Here is a 22,016-nt window from a genome sequence, read left to right on the forward strand (position 1 = left end):
GCCGTTCAGCCTGCCGCCGCTAGCCCCCGGATAAGCTTGGCTAAGGTTTTGATCGCCTCTTCAAAGCGGTCGTTCCATTCAAAAGAGGCGTTGAGACGGAAGCAGTGGTTGAAATGGTCGCCGGTGGTGAACATGCGCCCCGGCGCGATGCTGATGCCCCGGGAAAGCGCGCGCCGGTAGAGCTCCATCGACGACAGCGCCGGATCCAGCTCCAGCCACAGGAAGTAGCCGCCGTCGGGCTGGCTGACCTTCACCGTCGGCGGGAAATGGTGGGCGATCGCCTGACGCATCGCGCTTTGGCGCTGGGCCAGCAGGCGCCGCAACCGCCGCAGATGGGTATCGTAGCCGCCGTGCAGCAGATAATCCGCCAGCGCCATCTGGGTCGGCACGCTGGTGGAAACGGTGCTCATCAGCTGCAAACGCTGGATCTGCTGCGCATAACGCCCCGCCGCCACCCAGCCGACGCGAAAGCCCGGCGCCAGGCATTTGGAAAACGACGAGCAGTGCAGGATCTGGCCGCCGCTGTCGAGCGCCTTGGCGGGCAGCGGCCGTTCCGCGCTGAAGTACAGTTCGCCGTAGACGTCGTCTTCAATCAGCGAGATCTGCCGTTCGCGCAGCAGCGTCACCAGCCGTTGCTTGTTGGCCTCCGGCAGGGTGGCGCCCTGCGGGTTCTGGAAATGGGTCATCAGCCAGCAGGCTTTGATCGGATACTGGTCCACCGCCTGCTGCAGCGCGTCCAGATCGATGCCGTCCTGCGGATGCGTAGCGATCGCCACCGCCTTTAACCGCAGCCGTTCCAGCGCCTGCAGCGCGCCGTAAAACGCCGGCGATTCGATCGCCACATAGTCGCCCGGTTGGGTCACCGCCTGCAGGCTGAGGCTGAGCGACTCCATCGCCCCGGCGGTGATGACGATTTCGTCCGGCGCGACCTGCATGCCGCTCAGCGCATAGCGTTGGGCGATGTGCCGCCGCAGCGCGTCGTTGCCCGGCGGCAGGTTGGCCAGCGAACTGTGCGGCGTGAACTTGCGCGCCACGCTGCTCAGCGCGCGCGCCAGCTTCGGCTGGGCGAACAGCGTGGCGTCGGGAAAGGCCGAACCGAAAGGCACGATATCCGGATCCTTGCAGGCCTGCAGCACGTCGAAAATAAAGGCGTTGATGTCCACCTGCTCGCTCAGCAACAGCTTCTCGCCGCGCGAAGGCTGGGGCAGCGGCTGCGGGCGCGCCGCCACGTAGTAGCCCGACTGCGGCCGGGCGACGATCCACCCCTGGCTCTCCAGCAGTTGGTAAGACTGCACCACCGTCATCAGGCTCAGTCCGGCGCGTTTGCCGCTCTCGCGCAGCGAAGGCAGCTTGTCGCCCGCCCGCCACACCCGGTTCTGGATCTGTTCTCTAATCTGCTGCGCAAGCTGCTCGTATCGGGTCATAACCATTAACTGTTATATGAAAAAGTAAAATAACTGTCACTATTATAGTCACTGTACTCCGTGCTTAACTTAACGCCAAGTATTTCACATAAAAATGACAGCTATACTCAAGAGGTTAATTTATGTTCAACCCTAGGAGGCGCCATGCTGGGTCTTGATGCACTGGAACTCGCCAGAATACAGTTCGCCTTCACCGTGTCTTTCCATATCATCTTCCCCGCCATCACCATCGGTTTAGCCAGCTATCTGGCGGTGCTGGAAGGATTATGGTTGAAAACGCACAATGAAGCCTACCGTGAGCTTTACCACTTCTGGTCAAAGATTTTCGCCGTCAACTTCGGCATGGGCGTGGTGTCCGGGCTGGTGATGGCCTATCAGTTCGGCACCAACTGGAGCTTCTTCTCCGAGTTCGCCGGCAGCATTACCGGGCCGCTGCTGACCTATGAAGTGCTGACCGCCTTCTTCCTCGAAGCCGGTTTCCTCGGCGTAATGCTGTTCGGCTGGAACCGCGTCGGCCCCGGCCTGCACTTCTTCGCCACCTGCATGGTGGCGCTCGGCACGCTGATCTCCACCTTCTGGATCCTGGCTTCCAACAGCTGGATGCAGACGCCACAGGGGCATGAAATCATCAACGGCCAGGTGGTGCCGGTCGACTGGCTGAAGGTGATCTTCAACCCGTCCTTCCCGTACCGCCTGCTGCACATGTCCACCGCCGCCTTCCTCTCCTCGGCGTTCTTCGTCGGCGCCTCCGCCGCCTGGCATCTGCTGCGCGGCCGCGATACCCCGGCGATGCGCAAAATGCTGTCGATGGCGATGTGGATGGCGCTGATCGTCGCGCCGGTGCAGGCGCTGATCGGCGATGCGCATGGCCTGAATACGCTGAAACACCAGCCGGCGAAGATCGCCGCCATCGAAGGCCATTGGGAAAACCCGCCGGGCGAAGCCACGCCGCTGATCCTGGTCGGCTGGCCGGACATGGAGCGCGAAGAGACCCGCTTCAAGCTGGAAGTACCGTACCTCGGCAGCCTGATCCTGACCCACAGCCTGACCGAACAGGTACCGGCGCTCAAATCCTTCCCGCCGGAAGATCGCCCCAACTCCACCGTGGTGTTCTGGTCGTTCCGCATCATGGTCGGGCTGGGCATGCTGATGATTCTGGCCGGGGTGTGGAGCCTGTGGCTGCGCTGGCGCGGCGGGCTGTATCAGTCACGCCCGTTCCTGTACTTCATCCTGTGGATGGGCCCTTCCGGGCTGCTGGCGCTGCTGGCGGGCTGGTTCACCACTGAGATCGGCCGCCAGCCGTGGGTGGTGTACGGCCTGCTGCGCACCAAGGACGCGGTCTCCGCGCACGGCGATCTGCACATGAGCATCAGCCTGCTGGCGTTCATCATCGTCTACTGCTCGGTGTTCGGCGTGGGCTATTCCTACATGATGCGCCTGATCCGCAAAGGGCCGCAGCCGCATGAACACCAAGAAGACAATACCGAGGGCCGGCCGGCGCGTCCGCTGTCCGCGGTCAACGACACTCTGGACGACAGGAGCTGAACATGGGCATCGATCTTCCGCTGATTTGGTTTGTGATCATCGTGTTCAGCACCATGATGTACGTGGTGATGGACGGTTTCGACCTGGGCATCGGCATCCTGTTTCCGTGGGTGAAAGAGAGCGGCGACCGCGATCTGATGATGAACACCGTCGCCCCAGTGTGGGACGGCAATGAGACCTGGCTGGTGCTGGGCGGCGCCGCGCTGTTCGGCGCGTTCCCGCTGGCCTACTCGGTGATCCTCGACGCGCTGGCGATCCCGCTGACGCTGATGCTGATCGGGCTGATTTTCCGCGGCGTGGCCTTCGAGTTTCGCTTCAAGGCGACGCCGGAGAAACGCCATATCTGGGACAAGGCGTTCATCTGGGGCTCAATCTTCGCCACCTTCAGCCAGGGTGTGGTGGTGGGCGCCGTGATCAACGGCTTCCCGGTCGAAGGCCGCACCTACGCCGGCGGCGCACTGGACTGGCTGACGCCGTTCGCGTTGTTCTGCGGGCTGGGGCTGGTGGTGACCTACGCCCTGCTAGGCTGCACCTGGCTGGTGATGAAAACCGCCGGTGATCTGCAGGCGCGCATGTATCATCTGGCGACGCCGATGCTGGCGATCCTGTTGCTGGTGCTGGCCGCGGTCAGTATCTGGACGCCGATCGCGCATCCTGAAATCGCCGCCCGCTGGTTTACGCTGCCGAATTTGTTCTGGCTGCTGCCGGTGCCGGTGTTGGTGCTGCTCAGCGCCTGGGGAATTCAGCGCGGGGTGAAACGCGGCGCGCACTACTCGCCGTTCATGCTGACGCTGCTGCTGGTGTTCCTCGGCCTGAGCGGGCTTGGCATCAGCATCTGGCCGCACCTGATCCCACCGGCCATCAGCCTTTGGGACGCCGCCGCCCCGCCGCAGAGCCTCGGCTTTATGCTGGTGGGCGCGCTGTTCATCATCCCGATCATTCTGGTCTACACCTTCTGGAGCTACTACGTGTTCCGCGGCAAGATCAGCCATGAACACGGCTATCACTGAGAAGGGAGGACGCTATGCAAGATAAAACGGCAACCGCCGCGCCGGCGCCCTGGTGGAAACGTATCGGCTGGCTGGTGATCATCTGGAGCGCCAGCGTGCTGGGGCTGTTCGTGGTCGCCTCGCTGTTCCGCCTGCTGATGACCGCGGCGGGCATGAAGTCGCATTGACGCGGCGCCTTATCTGGCCGCGCTGGTGGGAAAGTAGAAGGAAACCACCAGCGTGACCAGCGGCAAGGCGCCGATCTTCACCAGTTCGAACACTTGTCTCAGCGCTTCGTTTTTCTCCCAATATCCTCGTCATACTTGAAGTTGCTTCTGTGTTGGCTGCAAGCGTTCACCCCGGTCACTTACCTGAGTAAGCTCCCGGGGATGAACGCTCTTGCCGTCGGGAAGCAACTCCAATTATTTAGAGGAGCGGCGTGGGCGGCGAATACGCCCACGCTGACCGCGAATATCCCGCACAGTACCTGGCGCGCCAAGCGCAGACGCTCCATTTCGTCGAAGACCAACACCTGCTCCAGATAAACCTGGCTGGCCTCATCGCGCAGATTACGGCTTTCGATGTTCATGGGAAGATCTCCACGACCCGCCCCACCGCTTCAAGCTGTTCACCCTTCTCCCGTACAATGCCAAGAGAAGTACCATCCTGTTTCATCCAGTACTTATCGGCAAGGGTAATCAGTGCAAACGCCATTTTGATTACCTCGGTTTTTTCCATCCCATGACGCCGGGCAATATCGTTCAGATCATCATCAATTTTGTTCGATAACCGAATCGGCAAGCTGCGCATAGTCCACCTCCTGTGGCCGTTGATTCACAGGAGGAAAGTCTACTGGAAGGGCAACTATCGTTCAATTAGTGAACTGCGTAACGCCTCGCACAATCCGCATGCAACGCTAATGCGGTTTGCGCCCCATCGCGCTGAGGAAGCGCTGCTGCAGGCGCAACAGCTCCTCCAACTCCAACAGGCGGTAGTCGATGCCGAAACGCGGCGCTACCTCGCCGATGATGCGGCTCAGCGCCGGGTAATGGCGGTGGCTCCAGTGCGGGAACAGATGATGCGTCAAATGCAGGTTCGCCCCGCCGAGCCAGTATCCCAGCCAACGCGGCCGGGTCAGCCAGTCGAAGGTGGTGGCGAACACATGGTGATACCAGCCGTGCGGCATCGCGCCCTGCGCCGGCGCCTGGTAAAAATTGGCCTTGGCCCAGTGGGTGCCGATGATCAACATCACGAACAGCAATGAAGAAAGCATCTGGCTCAGCAAATAGACCAGCAGAATTTGCCCGATGCCGATGGCCGGCGGCAGCAGCCAGCACGGGATCGCCAGCGCCAGCAGCAGGTGCGCCGCCTTGCCCGCCAGAAACTCGCACCAGCCGCGCACGCCCTGCTGTGCCATGCGCGCCGCCACCCGGGTGCGTCCCGCCCGATCCAGCCAGTCGAACAGCCAGATGTAGTACGGGAACGTCAGCGCCGCCACCAGCGGCCAATAGTAACGCTGGGCGCGCATAAAGGGCCGCCAGCGCTGGAACGGCGTTTGCCGCAGCACGCCATTGGCGTCGATGTCGGGGTCGTAATGTTCGATATTGTTATGGGCATGGTGGAACAGCACGTGCCGCACGCGCCAACAGTCGGGATCCAGCCCCAACGGGACGCTCACCAGGGCGTTCAGCCAGCGGTTGGCCCAGGGCCGACGGAAAAACGCGTTATGCGAGGCATCGTGCACCACGTTCACCGTCAGGAACATGCCGATAAAGATAAAACCGAAGTAGCAAGCGAAAAACGCCCAGCCGTTTTGCTGCTGCAGGCTCAGCCCGTAACACAGGCCGCACAGCGCCAGCAGCAGCGCCACCTTTGCCAGCATGCCGCCGTCGGCGAAGCGGTGATCGCCGTTGGCCGCCAGATAATGCTGGGCGGCCTGCATCAGCGCGCGATGCAGGCCGCCGTCGTCGCGCCGATAGGCTAACGGACGCAGCGCTTTCATGGCTGCCCCATAAGGCGCAAGAAGCGCTGTTGCTGCGCCAGCAGTTCGCGATAGCCGATGCAGCGATATGCCATGCCGTGCCGCTGCGCCACTTCCGCCAGCGCGGCGGCCAGCGCCGGATAGTGGCGGTGATTCCAGCCGGGAAACAGGTGGTGGGTCAGGTGATAGTTCAGCCCGCCGGTCAGGTGCTCCAGCCAGCGCGGCTCGGGCTGCCAGTCGCAGGCGGTGGCGAAATTGTGCCGGTACCAACCGTGCGGCATGCTGTCGCCCGCCGGCGCCGGGTAAAACTCGGCCTGCGCCCAGTGGGTGCCCAGCAGCAGGAACACCACCAGCAGCGAGGCAAACATCTGGCTGAGCGCGTAAGCCAACAGCACCCAGCCCCAACCGATGCCGTGCAGGTGGCACAGGATCAGCGGCACCACCAGCACCAGCGCCACATGAAGCAATTTGCACAGCACGAACAGCGTCCAACCGCCGCGCCCCGCCAGCACGCGTTTTTCCCGCAGCGGCGTTTTATCGAGCCGATCGGACCAATCGAAAATCCACGCGATGTAGGGCAGCGAGAGCGCGGCGATCAGCGGCCAGTACAGATGCTGATAGCGCATATGCGGCCGCCAGCGCTGGAACGGCGTCTGGCGGAAAAAGCCGTTCTCTTCGGTGTCCAGATCGTAGTGTTCGACGTTGGCGTAAACGTGGTGGTAATCCACGTGCCGCGTGCGCCAATAGTCCGGATCGACGCCCAGCGGCAGCGTCACCAGCCGCCCCACCAGGCGATTGGCCCAGGGCGCGCGCAAGAAGGCGTTATGCGAAGCATCGTGGTTGACGTTGACGTTGAGCAGCATGCCCATGGCCACGAACAGGAAATAGCAGAGGAAAAACGCCCAGGGCTGATGCTGCAGCAGGCTCAGGGCATAAAACCCGACGCACAGCGCCAGCAACAGTGCGGCCTTGGCCAATCGCGCGGCATCGGCATAGCGATGATCGCCCGCCAGGCAGGCGTGCGCCGCGCGCTTGAGATCGCGGTGAAACGCCTGCTCGCCATCGGCGGGAAAACGCAGCGGCGGCAATAAGTCAGCCATGCGGTTCCTCCACGGCGGCCGGCGCGGCCACTCGCCCCCAGCCCAGCGCCACGCACAGGGCATGCAGCGCCACGGCGGCCATGGCGATATGCCAATAGCGCTGCGGCCAGCCAAGATAGCCGATAAACAGCAGCGGCATACCCAGCGCGATCAGCAGCCAGACGGCGCTCGCCCACGGCCGCCCTTCCGTCATGCCACCCAGCGCCACAGAGCCCAACGCCAGCAGCACCAGCAGCGCCATTTGTGGCCAGCTGATGTCGCCGTAGCCGTAACCGTATTGGTAGACGTAACCGACCACCAACGAGAACAGCAGCATGGCGCCGCTGAAGACGCTGAGCGCCGAACGGCGGTCGCGCGGCCGGCCCGGCTCCGGGCGCCATGCCAGACGGAAATAGCGCAGAAACGGCAGATTGCTCGCCCAGAACGGGTTGGCGGACGGCCGATCGCCGCTGACGCCGTAGCTGAACGGCGTGGTCGGCAACGCCGGGCAGAACGTGCCGAACAGCTTGTCCCAGAAGATAAAGCTGCCGCCGAAGTTCTTATTGGAATACGCCATGTCCTTGACGTGGTGCACCCGGTGGTGCGCCGGCGTGACCAGGATCTTTTCCAGCACGCCCAGCTTCGGCGTCAGCGCATTGTGGTTAAACAGCTGAATGCTGTAGTGAAAAATCGACACCGTGACGAACACCGACAGCGGCACGCCCGCCAGCGCCAGCAGCAAAAAGAACGGGATCGACGTCAACGACGAATACCAGGAGTTGCGCACCCCCAGCGACAGGTTGAAGTGCTCCCCCTGGTGATGCACCACGTGTACCGCCCACAGCACGCGGAAGCGGTGGTGCAGGCGATGCAGCCAGTAGAAACCGAAGTCCCACGCCAGCAGGGCGAACAGCCACATCAGCAGCGGCGGCCAGGCGTCCAGCAGCCCCAGACTGAAATGCGCGGCCACGTAGCCGTAGCAGGTGATCTCCAGCCCGCGGAACAGCCACAGCATGATATGGCCGGAGTTCAGGTTGAACACCAGATCGTGCCAGTTGACCGGCTCACGGCGCCCCCACTGCAGCGCCACCGCCTCTGCCACCACGATGAACAGCATGAACACTATCGGCAACGCCAGATCGCTCATCCCATTTCTCCTTTAACCACCCGCCGGCGCAGGGTCTTGATGCGCAGGGCCAACCACCCGGCGCACAGCGCCAGCAGCGCGCCGCCGGCCAGATCGACAAACAAATGGCGGCGCAGCTGCAGAATGGAGAACGCGATCGCCACGCCCCACAGCATCCACAGCGCCGTTCGCACTTTGCGCTCGCCGTCGCTCAACGCCCACACCGCCAGCACCGTCAGCGCCATATGCAACGAAGGTAGGCAGTTCTGCGGCGAATCCACCTGGGTTAACGCCGCCAGCAGCTGCGCGCTGATCCCAACGCCATCGTTCCGCGGATAGGCCATGGTGGTCGGCCACAGCAGGTAAACTGCCCCGGCGCCCAGCGCCGTCAGCTGCATCGCCAGCGTCAGCCATTTGATTCGCTGCAGCGGCGCCAGCAAATAGCCCGCCGGGACGATGAGGAAGAACGACAGGTAAAGCCAAATGGCCGCCGGACTGAACGGGATCGCCCGGTCAAGCGCCGACGGCGGCAACAAAGTTCCCGTCCCCTGCAGGCGATCGGTCAGGCTATACACCACCCCGACCGTCCCCCAGCCGAGCAACATGTGCCCTAGCCTGAACAGCGTATTTTTCATGCTTCCTCCGCCTGGCGCACGATGCGCCGCCGCTTGCGATCGAACTGCGGCAGCACCGCCTGCGCCGTCAACCGCCATTCGAGCCGATCGGTGGCGATGCCCTGGCGAGCGAACAGCGCGATCAGCTGCGCCTGGCAGTGCGCCAACGCCGCCGGGCTGCAATCGGCGATCAACTCCAGCCGCTGCTCGCCGCGCTGGATCAGGCGGTAATCGCTGGTCAGCGGCAGCGCATTGGCAATCGTCCGGCTGCAGGCATCGGCGAACACCGCCTGCGGTTGCCGCTGCGCATCGGGCAGCATCAGCTGATCGTCGCGCCGCCCTTCGATACGCGCGATCGCGCGCGTCGGCTGCCCGCACGGGCAGGGTTCCTTGCGCAGCACCAGCACATCGTCCAGCCGATAACGCACGATCGGCTGCGTGCTGCGGGTGAAATCAGTGATCAGCGGCGTGAAACGCAGTTCGTCGATCCACTGCGGTTCGATATGCAAAAACTCTTCGTTCAGATGCAGGGTGCCGTGCGCGCAGGTCGCGGCCAGGAACCCCTCGGTGGCCTGATACACTTCGCCGACCGCCGGAAACACCTGCATCAGCAGGCGGCGATCCTGTTCTTCCAATACCTCGGCGACCGAAATCACTTTTTTGACCGGCAGCTTCACCTGCCCGGCCAGCACCGCCAGCGCCAGGGCGCGCAGCACCTGCGCCGGCGCCACGATGATGCTGGGCGCCTGCCGTTCCAGCGCGGGCAGATGCTCGCTGAACGGCGCCAGCAAATCATAAAACGCCAGGCTCAGCCAACGGTTGTTTACGCTGTGATAGAGATTATTGTCCGCCCGCAGAAACAGCGCGACACGCTCACCGGCCAGCAGCCCGTCCGGCAGCATCTTCGCCAGCATGCCGCCGGCCCACACCTGCTGTTCGCGCGGGCTGACGACAAACACGCCGCGCTGCCCGGAGGTGCCGGACGACAATCCGACGCTGTAGCGCCCAATCTTTGGCGTGAAATCGCGATCCGCCTCGCTGCGCTGCGCGCAGGCCAGCACCGCCTCCCGGCTCAGCCCGGCGGTATTCATCCGGTCGAACTGCGCCATCATCAGCGCCTTGTCCATCTGCGGCCATTCGGCGAACGGCCGGCGGCTGAAGCGCTGAAAATAGGGGCTCTTGCTCAGCACCCGGCGGGCAAAGCCCGCGAGCTGCCGAGCCTGATGCGCCTCCAGCGCCGCACGATCGCCAAAGCGCAGGCGCCGGGCGCGGAAGTAGTGCCACAGTGTCATGAAAGGGATCACAGGTCCCCCTCGTGGCACAGCAAAATGTTGACCTGGCCGCCCGCCCACAGTTGGTTAAGCCGTTCCAGCGTGCGGGTGTACGCCACCGCGTCGTCCATCACCAGATTGGCCAGGCGCGAAGGCCCGCGCAGCGTCTGGTAGCTCTGCGGCGACCAGGCGGCGTCGCTGGCCAACAGCGTCCAGCCGGCGTCGGTGAGGATAAAGGCGCCGATATGGCCGGCCGCATGCCCCGGCAGCGGCACCAGCACGATTTGCCCTTCACTGCCCGGCAGCGCGTAACCGCGATCGAACGGCGCCAGCAGCGCGGGCAACGCCACCGAGGGAAAAGACTCCATAAACTGCAGGCGGCTCTCGAAATCCGCCGGGATCAGGCCGGGAATAAAGGCGCGTTTCAGCGCCGCGAAACCGCGCAGCCCGCGGGTTTGCTGCCAGCCTTCGCCGCAGCAAATAAAATCGAGGTGGCTGAAATCCTGCAGCCCAGCGATGTGATCCGCGTGAAAGTGCGAGACGATCAGCGCCTGGATGTCGCCTTCGGCGTAACCGGCTTCGCGCAGCTGATGCGCCAACGACTCGGCGGGATCGAAGTAGACCGGCGTCATGCGGCGATAAAGGCTGAACAGCCCCGACTGCGTGTGCTGCTGAAAATAACGCGCGTAGCCGGTATCCCACAGCCAGCGGCGCTGCCCCACCTCCAGCAGATAGGCGCGCGCCGGGAATTTGCACACCCGGAACCCGGCGCCGCGCAGCGCCATGCAGCCGATATGCGTGCAATAGCCCACTTCAAAAACGGTAACCTTAGCCATGCTGTATGCCTCCTTGCTGCCGCAGCCACTCGCCGGTCAGGCGGATCCCCTCCTCCATCGAGTAACGCGGCCGATAGCCCAGCTCTTCGATCGCGCGGGTCTGGCTCAGGGTCATGTCGAAATGCACCGCCGCCACGCTGTAGCGCGTCAGCAGCGGTTCCTTGCCGCTCAGGCTTGCCCACAGCTCCATGCCGCCGGCCAGCGCCTGCAGCAGCGGATACGGCACGGCCTGCAGCCGGTAACGCAGCCCCAGCTCCTGGCGCAGCAGCGCATCCAGCATCTCCGCCAGCCGCTGCGGTTGGTGGTTGGTAATGTTGTACACGGCGCCGGACGGCAATCCGCGCTGCCGGCTGGCCAGTTCCATGGCGTGTACCACGTTGGGAGCAAAGGTCAGATCCAGCAGCGCCTGCCCGCCGCCGGGCAAGCGCAGCACGCCGCGATCGCGTTCGAGCTGTTGCAACAGCCGCGGCACGATCACCCGATCGTGCGGGCCAAACAGGCCGCGCGGCCGCAGCATAATATAGGTGGTTTGCGGGTAGATCTTCGCCTGCGCCAACAGCCGCTGCTCGGCAGCGTGTTTGCTGGCGGCATAGTGGTTGGCGAAGCGCCGGGCGCGATAACCCTCATCAAGATCGTAATGCGGCTGAAAATCGAAGTAGATTGCCGGCGTGGAGATATGCACGAAGCGCCGCACGCCGCAGCGCCCGGCCGCCTCCGCCAGTTTCTCCGTCGCCGCAGCGTTGATGCGGTGAAATTCCGCCTTGCTGCCCCAGGGCGAAGACTTGGCCGCACAGTGCCACACCCACTCGCAGTCGGTCACCAGCTCCCGGCACTGCTGCGGCGTGGCCTGCGCCAGATCGAGCGAGTAAAATTCGGCGCCCAGTTGACGCAACGCTTCGCCGGCCCGCTCATCGCGGCCGGTGGCGCGCACCTGATGCCCGGCCTCCAGCAACCACTGTGCCGCGTTGCGCCCCAGCCCGCTGGTCGCCCCGGTCATCAGCACCCTCATGGCAGCAACACCATGCCGGCCAGCGCCAGCCCGGCGGCGGTGCCGATCAGCATCACCGGCCGCCCGGGGTTGAAGCGCCCGCTGGTCACGGCGGCATGCAGCGCGGTCGGGATAGAGGCCGCCACCTGGTTGCCATGATGGCGGTAGATGTCCACCAGCGCCTCGCTGGAGACGTGCAGCCGTTTGCGCATATGTTCGAGCGACAAATGGCTGGCCTGGTGCGGCACCACGGTGGCGATCTGCCCCAGGGTCAGGCCGCTGGCGCTCAGCAGCCGGTCGAGGTAGCCCTCAATCAGCGCCGATGCCTGACGGAACAGCGGCTTGCCCTGCATATGAAACAGGAAGTCTTGCTCGCACATGCCGGCGCGCGGGTTGCGGCGCGTGCCGCCGGCGCGGATCTCGCACAGTTCGCTGCCGGCGGGATGGGTTTCCACCAGGCTGGCGAGGATGCCGCCGGTGCCGTCACCGCGCTCCACGATGGCGCAGGCGGCGCCGTCGCCAAAGATCAGCGACGACTCTTCGTGCTGCCAGTCGATGCCGCGCGAAGCAAGATCCGCCGAGACGATGGCGATACGCCGATACGTCCCGGCGTTCAACAGCCCCGCCGCCACCTGCAGCGCAGAGATGAAGCTGACGCAGCTGCTGTTGATATCGAAGCCCGGCGTACCCGGTGCCAGCCCGGCAACCTTGAGAATATGCGCGGCGGAGCACGGCAATGCCTGCACCGCTATCGCCGAGGCGGAGATCAAAAGGTCAATGGAGGCTGCCGGGATGGCGCTGCGGCCCAACGCGTCTTGCAGCGCGGCGGCGGCGAGCTCGGCCTGGCTGGCGTCGTCGGCGGCGTGATAGCGGTAAACGATGCCCGAGCGTTTTTCAACGTAGCCGGCCGGTTTTCCCAGGCGGGCATCGAGCGTAGAGGAGGCCACGCGGTTGGGCGGCAACGCGGCCCCGGTGGCGATGATTTTCAGAGGCAACAGCTCGGGTGAGCGACATTGTGTGGTCATTATTGTTATTGATTAACCTGACTATCCATAAAGCGATTCTCCCGCGCGGCGCGAAGGCCATGCGGATCATCCCCGGTTTTTATGTCCCAAAAGGCCTTTCATCAAGGCGCTATCTCTTGTTATCGGCTACCACGGGCCGACGTCCGTCGGCGCAAGCATAAGCGTAACATGACTGAGATAGTTAGTTTACGACAAGGCGGCGAGAATAGGCAGACGGCAGGGGAATTATCGGAATAGCGCCGCCGCTGGCGATCGGCGGCGGCGGCGGGGTCAGGCTCAGCGGCGGTTGCGCACCAGCTGGTAACGGCGGGTCAGATACTCTACCGGCGCACTCCAGATATGCACCAGGCGGCAGAACGGGAACAGCACGAACAGCGTCATGCCCAGCACCATGTGCAGCTTGAAGATAATCGCCACCCCTTCCAGGTGCGTAGAGGCACCGGCGTGGAACGTCACCACCGCCTGCGCCCAGGCCACCAGCTTCATCATTTCGCTGCCGTCCATATGCTGGGCGGAGAACGGAATGGTCAGCAGGCCGAGGCACACCTGCACCACCAGCAACGTCAGGATCATGATGTCGGCGAAGCTGCTGGTGGCGCGCACCCGCGGATTGGTCAACCGGCGCTTCAGCAGCAGCGCGCCGCCGATCAGCGTCATCAGGCCGCAGGCGCCGCCGGCGATCATCGCCAGCTTCTGCTTCACGTCGATCGGCAGGAAGGCCTCATACATCCAGTGCGGCGTCAGCATGCCGAGGAAGTGGCCTGCGAAGATGCCGATAATGCCGATGTGAAACAGGTTGGACGCCAGCCGCATGCCCTTTTTATCCAGCATCTGGCTGGAGCCGGCGCGCCAGCTGTACTGCCCGTAGTCGTAACGCAACCAGCTGCCAATCAGGAATACCGCGCCGGCCAGATAAGGGTAAATATCGAAGAAGAACTGATTCAAAAATTGCATGATTAGCGTCCTTTGGTTCCGGTTAACGCATCCGTCAGATCCAGATACTGTGGCGCCACCGCGCCGGCGAAGCGCCGCTGGTGCGCCGTCTGCTGTGCGGAGGCGCAGCCCTGTTCGCCGAGAAACTTGACCTGCTCCTCTTCCCACACCGCATCCAGCGCCTGCGGCGTATCGTCGCGCGCCTCTTGCGCCACCTGGGTTTCCAGCGTCTGGGCCTGCACCTCGCTGCCGGACAGCAATAGCAGCAGATCGAACAGCACCGCGTACGGGCTTTCTCGCTGTTGCAGGCGCGCGCCCAGCAGCGCCAGGATCGGCGCGATGTCCTGCAGCCCTTCCCGCGCCTGCGCCGCGCTGCGGCTGGCCAGATACTCCAGATACAGCGGCAGGAAATCCGGCAGCTCGCGGCTGTCGATCTCCAGCCCGGCGGCACGGTACTGCGCCATCAGATCGACCATCGCCTGGCCGCGATCGCGCGACTCGCCGTGCACGTGCTCAAACAGCAGCAGCGAGGTGGCGCGGCCGCGATCGAACAGCTCGCAATAGTCGGCCTGCGCGTCCAGCAGCGGGCGGGCGCACAGGCGGCGGATAAACAGAATCAGCTGCGCGCTGTGGTGCAGATCCAGCTCGCTGGCCGGCTCCAGCGCCTCAATCAGCGCTTGCTGATGGTCAAACAGGACCTGCTCCGGGTAATCCAGCAGGCGGGCGATCACTTTCAGGCTGATCATGAGGCGTCCTCCGGCCGCGCGGTTTTCGCGGTCACGTCGATGGCGTCGATGCGGCGGCTGTTGAACAGATTGAACTTGCCGTCGCTGCCGTGGCAGCCGTCGCCGAAGCTGAAACCGCAGCCTTTGCTTTCAGGGAAGGCTTCGCGCGCCAGCTCGCGGTGGCTCGACGGCACCACGAAGCGATCTTCATAGTTGGCGATCGCCAGGTAGCGATACATCTCCCGCGCCTGCGCTTCGCTCAACCCGACCTGCTCCAGCGCGCTGGTGTCCACCACGCCGTCGACGGTTTCCGCCCGCTTGTAGTGGCGCATCGCCAGCATGCGCTTCAGCGCCAGCAGCACCGGTTCGGTATCGCCGGCGGTCAGCAGGTTCGCCAGATACTGCACCGGAATGCGCAGGCTCTCGACGTCCGGCAGCACGCCGCTGTGCGCCAGCTCGCCGGCGTCGGCGGCGGACTGAATCGGCGACAACGGCGGCACGTACCAGACCATCGGCAGCGTGCGGTATTCCGGGTGCAGCGGCAGCGCCAGCTTCCAGTCCATCGCCATTTTGTACACCGGCGACTGCTGGGCAGCTTCAATGACCCCCTGCGGCACGCCGTCCGCCAGCGCCTGAGCAATCACCTTCGGGTCATGCGGATCGAGGAAGATGTCGAGCTGGCTCTGATACAGATCCTTGTCGTTCTCCACCGCCGCCGCCTGCTCGATGCGGTCGGCGTCGTACAGCAGCACGCCGAGGTAGCGAATGCGGCCCACGCAGGTCTCCGAACACACCGTCGGCTGCCCAGCTTCGATGCGCGGGTAGCAGAAGATGCACTTCTCGGACTTGCCGCTCTTCCAGTTGAAGTAGATTTTCTTGTACGGACAGCCGGTCAGGCACATGCGCCAGCCGCGGCACTTGTCCTGGTCGATCAGCACAATACCGTCTTCGCCGCGCTTGTAGATCGCCCCGCTCGGGCAGGTGGCGACGCAGGCCGGGTTGAGGCAGTGCTCGCACAGGCGCGGCAGGTACATCATGAAGGTGTTTTCGAACTGGCCGTACATCGCCTTCTGCAGGTTGTCGAAATTCTTGTCCTGCGAGCGTTTTTCGAACTCCCCGCCGAGGATCTCCTCCCAGTTCGGGCCGCTTTCGATCTTGTTCATGCGCTGGCCGGTGATCAGCGAGCGCGGGCGGGCCACCGGCTGGTGCTTGCCCTGTTTGGCGGTGTGCAGATGCTGGTAGTCGTAATCGAACGGCTCGTAGTAGTCGTCCAGCGCCGGCACGTCCGGGTTGGCGAAGATTTTCGCCAGCACGCCGACACGGTTGCCCATACGCGGCTCCAGCTTGCCGTTGATTTTACGTATCCAGCCGCCCTTCCATTTTTCCTGATCTTCCCAGGCGTGCGGATACCCGACGCCGGGCTTGCTTTCCACGTTATTGAACCAGGCGTATTCCATACCTTCACGGCTGGTCCAGACGTTCTTGCAGGTGACCGAACAGGTGTGGCAACCGATGCACTTGTCCAGATTCAGCACCATGCCGACTTGCGAACGAATTTTCATTTGCTGTTCTCCTGCTGACTGCCCTGCGCGTAGTCGTTGCCTTCGTCATCCAACCAATCAATGCGGTTCATCTTGCGCACCACCACGAACTCGTCGCGGTTGGAGCCGACGGTGCCGTAGTAGTTGAAGCCGTAGGCCAGCTGCGCATAGCCGCCGATCATGTGGGTCGGCTTCGGACAGGCGCGGGTCACCGAGTTGTGGATGCCGCCACGCTGGCTGGTGATCTCCGAGCCCGGCAGGTTCACGATGCGCTCCTGCGCGTGGTACATCATGGTCATGCCGGCCGGGATACGCTGGCTGACCACCGCGCGCGCCGTCAGCGCGCCGTTGGCGTTAAAGGCCTCGATCCAGTCGTTGTCCGCGATGCCCAGATCTTTGGCGTCGTCTTCGCTCAGCCAGACGATCGGGCCGCCGCGCGACAGCGTCAGCATCAACAGGTTGTCGCTGTAGGTGGAGTGAATGCCCCACTTCTGGTGCGGCGTCAGGAAGTTCAGCGCCTTCTCCTTGTTGCCGTTCGGTTTGCTGTTGAGCAGCGGCTGCGCGGCGCGGGTGTCGATCGGCGGCCGATATACCAGCAGGCTTTCACCGAAGGCGCGCATCCACTCATGGTCCTGATACAGCTGTTGACGGCCGCTGAGGGTACGCCACGGGATCAGCTCGTGCACGTTGGTGTAGCAGGCGTTGTAGGATACGTGTTCGTCCTCCAGACCTGACCAGGTCGGGCTGGAGATGATTTTGCGCGGCTGCGCCTGAATGTCGCGGAAGCGAATTTTCTCGTCTTCCTTGTTCAGCGCCAGATGGCGGTGATCGCGGCCGGTGACGTTGCTCAGAGCCTCCCAGGCTTTTACCGCCACCTGGCCGTTGGTTTCCGGCGCCAGCGACAGAATCACTTCCGCCGCGTCTATCGCGCTCTCAATCTTCGGCCGCCCCGCCGCCGGGCCGTCGGCCTTGACGTAGTTAAGCTGCTTGAGGAAGTCGACCTCGGTTTGGGTGTTCCAGCTGATGCCCTTGCCGCCGTTGCCCAGTTTGTCCAGCAGCGGCCCCAGCGAGGTGAAGCGCTCGTAGGTGGCCGGGTAATCGCGTTCCACCGCGATGATGTGCGGCGCAGTTTTGCCCGGGATCAGATCGCACTCGCCTTTCTTCCAGTCCTGCACGCCGTAAGGCTGCGCCAGTTCGGCGGCGGAGTCGTGCTGGATAGGCAGGGTCACCACGTCGGTTTCCTGGCCCAGATGGCCAACGCACACCTCGGAGAAAGCCTTGGCGATGCCCTTGTAGATCTCCCAGTCGCTCTTCGAATCCCAGGCCGGATCGACCGCCGCCGACAGCGGATGGATGAACGGGTGCATGTCGGAGGTGTTCATGTCGTCTTTTTCGTACCAGGTGGCGGTCGGCAACACCACGTCGGAGTATAGGCAGGTGCTCGACATGCGGAAATCGAGCGTCACCACCAAATCCAGCTTGCCTTCGCCGCCCTGCTCGCGCCATTCCACTTCCTGCGGCATCACGCCGCCCTGCTGGCCGAGATCTTTCCCCTGAATGCCATTTTCGGTGCCCAACAGGTATTTGAGCATGTACTCATGGCCCTTGCCGGAGGAGCCCAGCAGGTTGGAGCGCCAGACGAACAGGTTGCGCGGGAAGTTCTGCGGATTGTCCGGCTGCTCGGCGGCGAAGCCCAGCGTGCCGTTCTTCAGGCTGTCGACGGTGAACTCGACCGGCGATTGGCCCGCTGCGCGGGCCTGCTCCGCCAGGCGCAGCGGGTTGGTGCCCAACTGCGGCGCCGACGGCAGCCAGCCCATGCGCTCGGCGCGCACGTTGAAGTCGATCAGGCTGCCGCCGAAGCGCGATTTGTCCGCCAGCGGCGACAGCAGCTCGTCGGTGCCGACGGTTTCATAGCGCCATTGGCTGGAATGGTTGTAGAAGAACGAGGTGCTGTTCATGTGGCGCGGCGGGCGCTGCCAATCGAGGCCGAACGCCAGCGGCAGCCAGCCGGTTTGCGGCCGCAGTTTTTCCTGGCCGACGTAGTGCGCCCAGCCGCCGCCGCTCTGGCCGACGCAACCGCAGAAGATCAGCATATTGATCAGGCCGCGGTAGGTCATGTCCATGTGGTACCAGTGGTTGACGCCGGCGCCGACGATGATCATCGAACGGCCGTGGGTCTTCTCGGCGTTTTCCGCGAACTCGCGGGCAATGCGAATAATGTTGTGGCGCGACACGCCGGTGATCTGTTCTGCCCAGGCCGGGCTGTAGGCCTTGACCTCGTCATAGTCGGCGGCGCAGTTGGCGTCGCCCAGCCCGCGCTCGAGGCCGTAGTTGGCAAGCGTCAGGTCGTACACGCTGGTCACCAGCGCTTCGCTGCCGTCCGCCAGCTGCAGGCGCTTCACCGGCAGCTTGTGCAGCAGGATCTCGTCCAGCGCCACGCTGTTGAAATGCTCACTGTCGGCGCCGCCGAAGTACGGGAAGCCCACCTCGGCAACGTCGTCATGCATGCCCAACAGGCTGAGCTGCAGCTCGACTTCCTGTTGCGACTTGCCCTCGCGCTGTTCCAGGTTCCACTTGCCCTTCTCGCCCCAGCGGAAGCCGATGGAGCCCTGCGGCGCCACCAGATCGCCGCTGCGGCTGTCGATAGCGACGGTTTTCCACTCGGGGTTGTTTTCCTGGCCCAGTCCGTCCACCAAATCGGCGGCGCGCAGCAGGCGGCCGGCGGCGTAATGGCCGCCTTCACGCGCTTCCAGCAGCACCAGCATCGGCATGTCGGTATAGCGGCGCACGTAGTCGCGGAAGTAGCCGACTTCGCGATCGAGATGGAACTCTTTCAGCATTACGTGGCCCATCGCCAGCGCCATCGCGCTGTCGGTGCCCTGCTTCGGATTCAGCCAGTGGTCGCACAGCTTGGCGACTTCGGCATAGTCCGGCGTCACCGCCACGGTTTTGGTGCCCTTATAACGTACTTCGGTAAAGAAGTGGGCGTCCGGGGTGCGCGTCTGCGGCACGTTGGAGCCCCAGGCGATAATGTAGGAGGAGTTGTACCAGTCGGCGGATTCCGGCACGTCGGTCTGCTCGCCCCAGGTCATCGGCGAGGCCGGCGGCAGATCGCAATACCAGTCGTAGAAGCTCAGGCAGGCGCCGCCGATCAGCGACAGGTAGCGGGCGCCGGCGGCGTAGGACACCATCGACATCGCCGGGATCGGCGAGAAGCCGATGATACGGTCCGGGCCGAAGGTTTTGGCGGTATAGACGTTGGCGGCGGCGATCAGTTCATTGACCTCCTGCCAGCTGGAGCGGACGAAACCGCCGCGGCCGCGCGCCACCTTGTAGCTTTTGGCTTTTTCCGCATCGCCGACGATAGAGCCCCAGGCCGCGACCGGATCGCTGTGCTGCGCTTTCGCCTCGCGCCACAGCTTGAGCAGACGCTTGCGCATCAGCGGGTATTTCAGCCGGTTGGCGCTGTACAGGTACCAGGAGTAGCTGGCGCCGCGCGGGCAGCCGCGCGGTTCATGGTTGGGCAGATCGGGGCGGGTGCGCGGGTAGTCGGTTTGCTGGGTTTCCCAGGTCACCAGGCCATTCTTCACGTAGATCTTCCAACTGCAGGAACCGGTGCAGTTCACGCCGTGGGTGGAACGTACCACTTTGTCGTGCTGCCAACGGCTGCGGTAGCCGTCTTCCCAGTCGCGGTTGGTGTTCAAGGTCTGGCCGTGATCGCCAGAAAAAGGCTCCGCCAACTGCTTGAAATAGCGGAAACGGTCTAAAAATTTGCTCATCCGGAATGCTCCTGAAGGCTCTTGTCGTTATAAGAAGACATGCTCAATCTGCCGCCAGCCTACTGACGGCCAATCGGCGGCAAATTGATTGCGATCAAGAGAAAGCGGGAGGCGATACACGCGCCGGGTGAGAAATACCACCAAAGTATAGGTGCGACAAACGAGATTAATATGTTGAATTTAAATGAATAAATCAGGAGTGGAAGACAGAGGCTGACGGGCGAGAGGCAAGATGGGGTATTTGGGGGTAGGACGCGGGAGAAACCTCCCGCGTAACGCTAACTCGACGCTTTCAGCGTTGAAGCCACAGCGTCGCGGTGCCCACGGCGGGCAACGCCAGCTGGATCTCCGCCCCCCCTTCCTGCTGCCGCCAGCTCGCCGGAAGGCGCAATCGGGTGCTTTCCTCTCGATAGTAAGGGTTGGCTACCAGCAGCAAGGCGCGATCGCCCAGAACAAACATCCGCGCCGGCATTTGAGGGTTGCTTCCCGCCAGCGGCGTCGATTTTCCCGTCAGCAGATAAGGGGTGAAGGCGGCGATTTGCTGCGACACGGCGGCCACACCGCGCCAGGTGGCGTCAAACTCCCGTTGGTCGAAGCGGCCGGTTTTGCGCTTGTAAAACAGATCGGTATAAGAATAAAACAACAGCCCCTTGGCGCCGCCGATCAGCGCCTGCCAGGCCTGATTGCGGATTTCCGCCTCTGACGGCGGATGTGGCTTGCGGCGGGCGTCATAAGCGGCATGATCCATGATTTGCATCACCACCCAGGCCCCGCGCGCCTGGCGGGCGGCCTGCACCGTCAGTTCGGTATAACGCGTGGTGCGCGTCAGATCGCGATCGTTCCCCACCGGGTAAGGGTCGGTCGCCAAAATGTCGCTGCTGTTGAAGTGAGCGTCCAACTCCCCGGTTTTGTTCAACACCTGGAAGGTAGGATGATCGCCGTCAAGCCGCTTTATTTGCAGGTTTTTTTCCTCGATCTTATCGAGATATTCCGGCCCCAGCTCATCGTTGATGTACCAGGCGAGCAGGTTGGGCTGAGAGCGCAAGCGCTGCACGTACCAGGCCGTCAGCGCCGCATAATCGCCGCCGCGCACGGCCGGCGCGAAGCGGCTGCCGCGGTACTGATCTTTGACAGAGTAAATGACCAGCAGCCCGCGCTGGCGTGCGTTGCGGAAAAAGGCGTAAGGGTCTTTCTTCTCCCCATAATCATAATTCAGCACCGTGTTGAATCCCGCCGATGCGATGCGCGCCAAATGCTCATCGGTCGCCACGTTGGCGTAAATACCCAACGGGAAAAGCCGTTGACCGTCGCGCAGGGTAAAGCCTTCGCTGTCGATCGCCACTTTGGCCGCAGGCTGCCCGACGCGAAAAGACAGCTCGCTGTCCGGTGCCGGCCGGGATTGCTGCCCGGTGACCTGCTGACGCAGGCGGTATTCGCCCTGGGCCAGGCCGGCCGGCGGTTGGTATTCGATACGGCGCTGCCCTTCAACCTGATAACGGTCGCGGCTACGGTGAACAACCTGCCCCTCGGCATTGAGCAATTCGCTGTCGACCTGCAAACGCTGCGGCTGCGAAGTGACGACCAGCGTGTCAACCTTCCCCTGCGCCGACGCGCCGAGCTGATACAACGCCGGCGTAGGCGCTCGAGCACACGCATAGGCGTCGTCAAACCAGGCGGTACCGGTGCTCCCCTTGCGCAGATAAACGCCAAACGTGATTCGCGCCGCCTGCGGCGGCACGGTATAGCTGGCGTTCACCTGCCGCCAGCCGCTGTCGCCGGTCACCCCAGCCGGATAGCTGCCTTCCAGAAAGCGCCCCTGCGCATCAAAGCTCTGCAGATAAACCCCGGCGCCGCCGTCGCGGCTTTGCCCGCGTACGCCGCGGGTCTTGAGCCAGACGCCAAAATCGATCGTCTGTCCGGGCGCAACCTGCAGCGCCTGGTTGAAGGTGCGGTACTGCGCGGCATCTGCATTGTCATAGCGCAAACTGCCATTGCCGCTGTGCGTATCGCCGTCGGCCTGCGCGCCCTGCGCTCGCCAGCCGCCGAGACCCTGCTCAAAGCCGGGGTTGGCCAACAGATTGGGTTGGCAGCTCTGCGCCAGAGCCGAAGCGCCCCACAAGGCGCAACAGCCCAGAACCACCCTCTGATACATCCCCCTCA

At 63.6% G+C, this 22,016-nt stretch carries 19 protein-coding genes; 3 read left to right on the plus strand and 16 right to left on the minus strand.

Annotated elements, in window-relative coordinates; translation table 11 throughout:
• Nucleotides 1-5: 5 nt before the first annotated feature.
• A complete protein-coding gene (locus ACJ8HH_RS09855) occupies nucleotides 6-1,424 on the minus strand; it encodes an aminotransferase-like domain-containing protein (protein WP_033647705.1) in 1,419 nt (472 codons plus the stop codon).
• Between the two features lie 144 nt (nucleotides 1,425-1,568).
• Between ACJ8HH_RS09855 and ACJ8HH_RS09860 the strand changes: the two genes are divergently transcribed.
• From ACJ8HH_RS09860 to ACJ8HH_RS09870, 3 genes are read left to right on the plus strand one after another with little or no spacing between them, the layout of a single operon-like run.
• The gene (locus ACJ8HH_RS09860) at nucleotides 1,569-2,969 is read left to right on the plus strand and encodes a cytochrome ubiquinol oxidase subunit I (protein ID WP_033647706.1); all 1,401 of its coding nucleotides are present in this window, start codon (nucleotides 1,569-1,571) and stop codon (nucleotides 2,967-2,969) included.
• 2 nt (nucleotides 2,970-2,971) lie between these two features.
• Entirely contained in the window at nucleotides 2,972-3,979 is a 1,008-nt protein-coding gene (gene cydB / locus ACJ8HH_RS09865; RefSeq protein WP_074025837.1) for a cytochrome d ubiquinol oxidase subunit II, read from the plus strand.
• Between the two features lie 14 nt (nucleotides 3,980-3,993).
• The gene (locus ACJ8HH_RS09870) at nucleotides 3,994-4,146 is read left to right on the plus strand and encodes a DUF2474 domain-containing protein (RefSeq protein ID WP_071605360.1); all 153 of its coding nucleotides are present in this window, start codon (nucleotides 3,994-3,996) and stop codon (nucleotides 4,144-4,146) included.
• Between the two features lie 179 nt (nucleotides 4,147-4,325).
• Here the strand turns inward: ACJ8HH_RS09870 and ACJ8HH_RS09875 are convergent, their stop codons facing one another.
• The 15 genes from ACJ8HH_RS09875 to ACJ8HH_RS09945 form a co-directional block, all read right to left on the minus strand.
• On the minus strand, nucleotides 4,326-4,547 hold the full coding sequence (locus tag ACJ8HH_RS09875; protein ID WP_039565614.1) for a hypothetical protein: 222 nt from the start codon (nucleotides 4,545-4,547) through the stop codon (nucleotides 4,326-4,328).
• Nucleotides 4,544-4,768: a hypothetical protein gene (locus tag ACJ8HH_RS09880; protein WP_025303190.1), complete on the minus strand. Its 225-nt coding sequence runs from the start codon at nucleotides 4,766-4,768 to the stop codon at nucleotides 4,544-4,546. The genes ACJ8HH_RS09875 and ACJ8HH_RS09880 overlap by 4 nt, the downstream gene beginning before the upstream one ends.
• Before the next feature lie 106 nt (nucleotides 4,769-4,874).
• Nucleotides 4,875-5,960 carry an acyl-CoA desaturase gene (locus ACJ8HH_RS09885; protein ID WP_033634915.1) on the minus strand — a complete coding sequence of 362 codons (1,086 nt, stop codon included), beginning with the start codon at nucleotides 5,958-5,960 and terminating at the stop codon, nucleotides 4,875-4,877.
• Nucleotides 5,957-7,039 (minus strand): fatty acid desaturase family protein, encoded by a 1,083-nt coding sequence (locus tag ACJ8HH_RS09890; RefSeq protein ID WP_043147592.1) that lies wholly within the window; start codon nucleotides 7,037-7,039, stop codon nucleotides 5,957-5,959. Before ACJ8HH_RS09890 ends, ACJ8HH_RS09885 begins: the two co-directional genes overlap by 4 nt.
• Complete coding sequence (locus ACJ8HH_RS09895; RefSeq protein WP_033647710.1) at nucleotides 7,032-8,165, minus strand: sterol desaturase family protein; 1,134 nt, start codon at nucleotides 8,163-8,165, stop codon at nucleotides 7,032-7,034. Before ACJ8HH_RS09895 ends, ACJ8HH_RS09890 begins: the two co-directional genes overlap by 8 nt.
• On the minus strand, nucleotides 8,162-8,779 hold the full coding sequence (locus tag ACJ8HH_RS09900) for a phosphatase PAP2 family protein (protein WP_033647711.1): 618 nt from the start codon (nucleotides 8,777-8,779) through the stop codon (nucleotides 8,162-8,164). The genes ACJ8HH_RS09895 and ACJ8HH_RS09900 overlap by 4 nt, the downstream gene beginning before the upstream one ends.
• Nucleotides 8,776-10,062, minus strand: coding sequence for a F390 synthetase-related protein (locus ACJ8HH_RS09905; RefSeq protein WP_033647713.1), 1,287 nt, complete (start codon nucleotides 10,060-10,062; stop codon nucleotides 8,776-8,778). Before ACJ8HH_RS09905 ends, ACJ8HH_RS09900 begins: the two co-directional genes overlap by 4 nt.
• The gene (locus ACJ8HH_RS09910; RefSeq protein ID WP_060706638.1) at nucleotides 10,059-10,865 is read right to left on the minus strand and encodes an MBL fold metallo-hydrolase; all 807 of its coding nucleotides are present in this window, start codon (nucleotides 10,863-10,865) and stop codon (nucleotides 10,059-10,061) included. The genes ACJ8HH_RS09905 and ACJ8HH_RS09910 overlap by 4 nt, the downstream gene beginning before the upstream one ends.
• On the minus strand, nucleotides 10,858-11,874 hold the full coding sequence (locus ACJ8HH_RS09915) for an NAD-dependent epimerase/dehydratase family protein (protein WP_060426038.1): 1,017 nt from the start codon (nucleotides 11,872-11,874) through the stop codon (nucleotides 10,858-10,860). The genes ACJ8HH_RS09910 and ACJ8HH_RS09915 overlap by 8 nt, the downstream gene beginning before the upstream one ends.
• On the minus strand, nucleotides 11,871-12,878 hold the full coding sequence (locus tag ACJ8HH_RS09920; RefSeq protein ID WP_060426035.1) for a 3-oxoacyl-[acyl-carrier-protein] synthase III C-terminal domain-containing protein: 1,008 nt from the start codon (nucleotides 12,876-12,878) through the stop codon (nucleotides 11,871-11,873). Before ACJ8HH_RS09920 ends, ACJ8HH_RS09915 begins: the two co-directional genes overlap by 4 nt.
• Before the next feature lie 276 nt (nucleotides 12,879-13,154).
• Nucleotides 13,155-13,832 (minus strand): respiratory nitrate reductase subunit gamma, encoded by a 678-nt coding sequence (narI, locus tag ACJ8HH_RS09925; protein ID WP_039565601.1) that lies wholly within the window; start codon nucleotides 13,830-13,832, stop codon nucleotides 13,155-13,157.
• A gap of 2 nt (nucleotides 13,833-13,834) precedes the next feature.
• Nucleotides 13,835-14,557, minus strand: coding sequence for a nitrate reductase molybdenum cofactor assembly chaperone (gene narJ, locus ACJ8HH_RS09930; RefSeq protein WP_033647718.1), 723 nt, complete (start codon nucleotides 14,555-14,557; stop codon nucleotides 13,835-13,837).
• Nucleotides 14,554-16,098: a nitrate reductase subunit beta gene (narH, locus tag ACJ8HH_RS09935; protein ID WP_049234802.1), complete on the minus strand. Its 1,545-nt coding sequence runs from the start codon at nucleotides 16,096-16,098 to the stop codon at nucleotides 14,554-14,556. The genes narJ and narH overlap by 4 nt, the downstream gene beginning before the upstream one ends.
• Complete coding sequence (locus ACJ8HH_RS09940) at nucleotides 16,095-19,856, minus strand: nitrate reductase subunit alpha (RefSeq protein ID WP_039565594.1); 3,762 nt, start codon at nucleotides 19,854-19,856, stop codon at nucleotides 16,095-16,097. Before ACJ8HH_RS09940 ends, narH begins: the two co-directional genes overlap by 4 nt.
• Nucleotides 19,857-20,148: 292 nt before the next feature.
• Nucleotides 20,149-22,008 (minus strand): carbohydrate-binding protein CenC, encoded by a 1,860-nt coding sequence (locus ACJ8HH_RS09945; protein WP_197766241.1) that lies wholly within the window; start codon nucleotides 22,006-22,008, stop codon nucleotides 20,149-20,151.
• Nucleotides 22,009-22,016: the final 8 nt, after the last annotated feature.

Source organism: Serratia sp. CY32780 (assembly GCF_052169135.1).
GTDB lineage: Bacteria > Pseudomonadota > Gammaproteobacteria > Enterobacterales > Enterobacteriaceae > Serratia > Serratia sarumanii.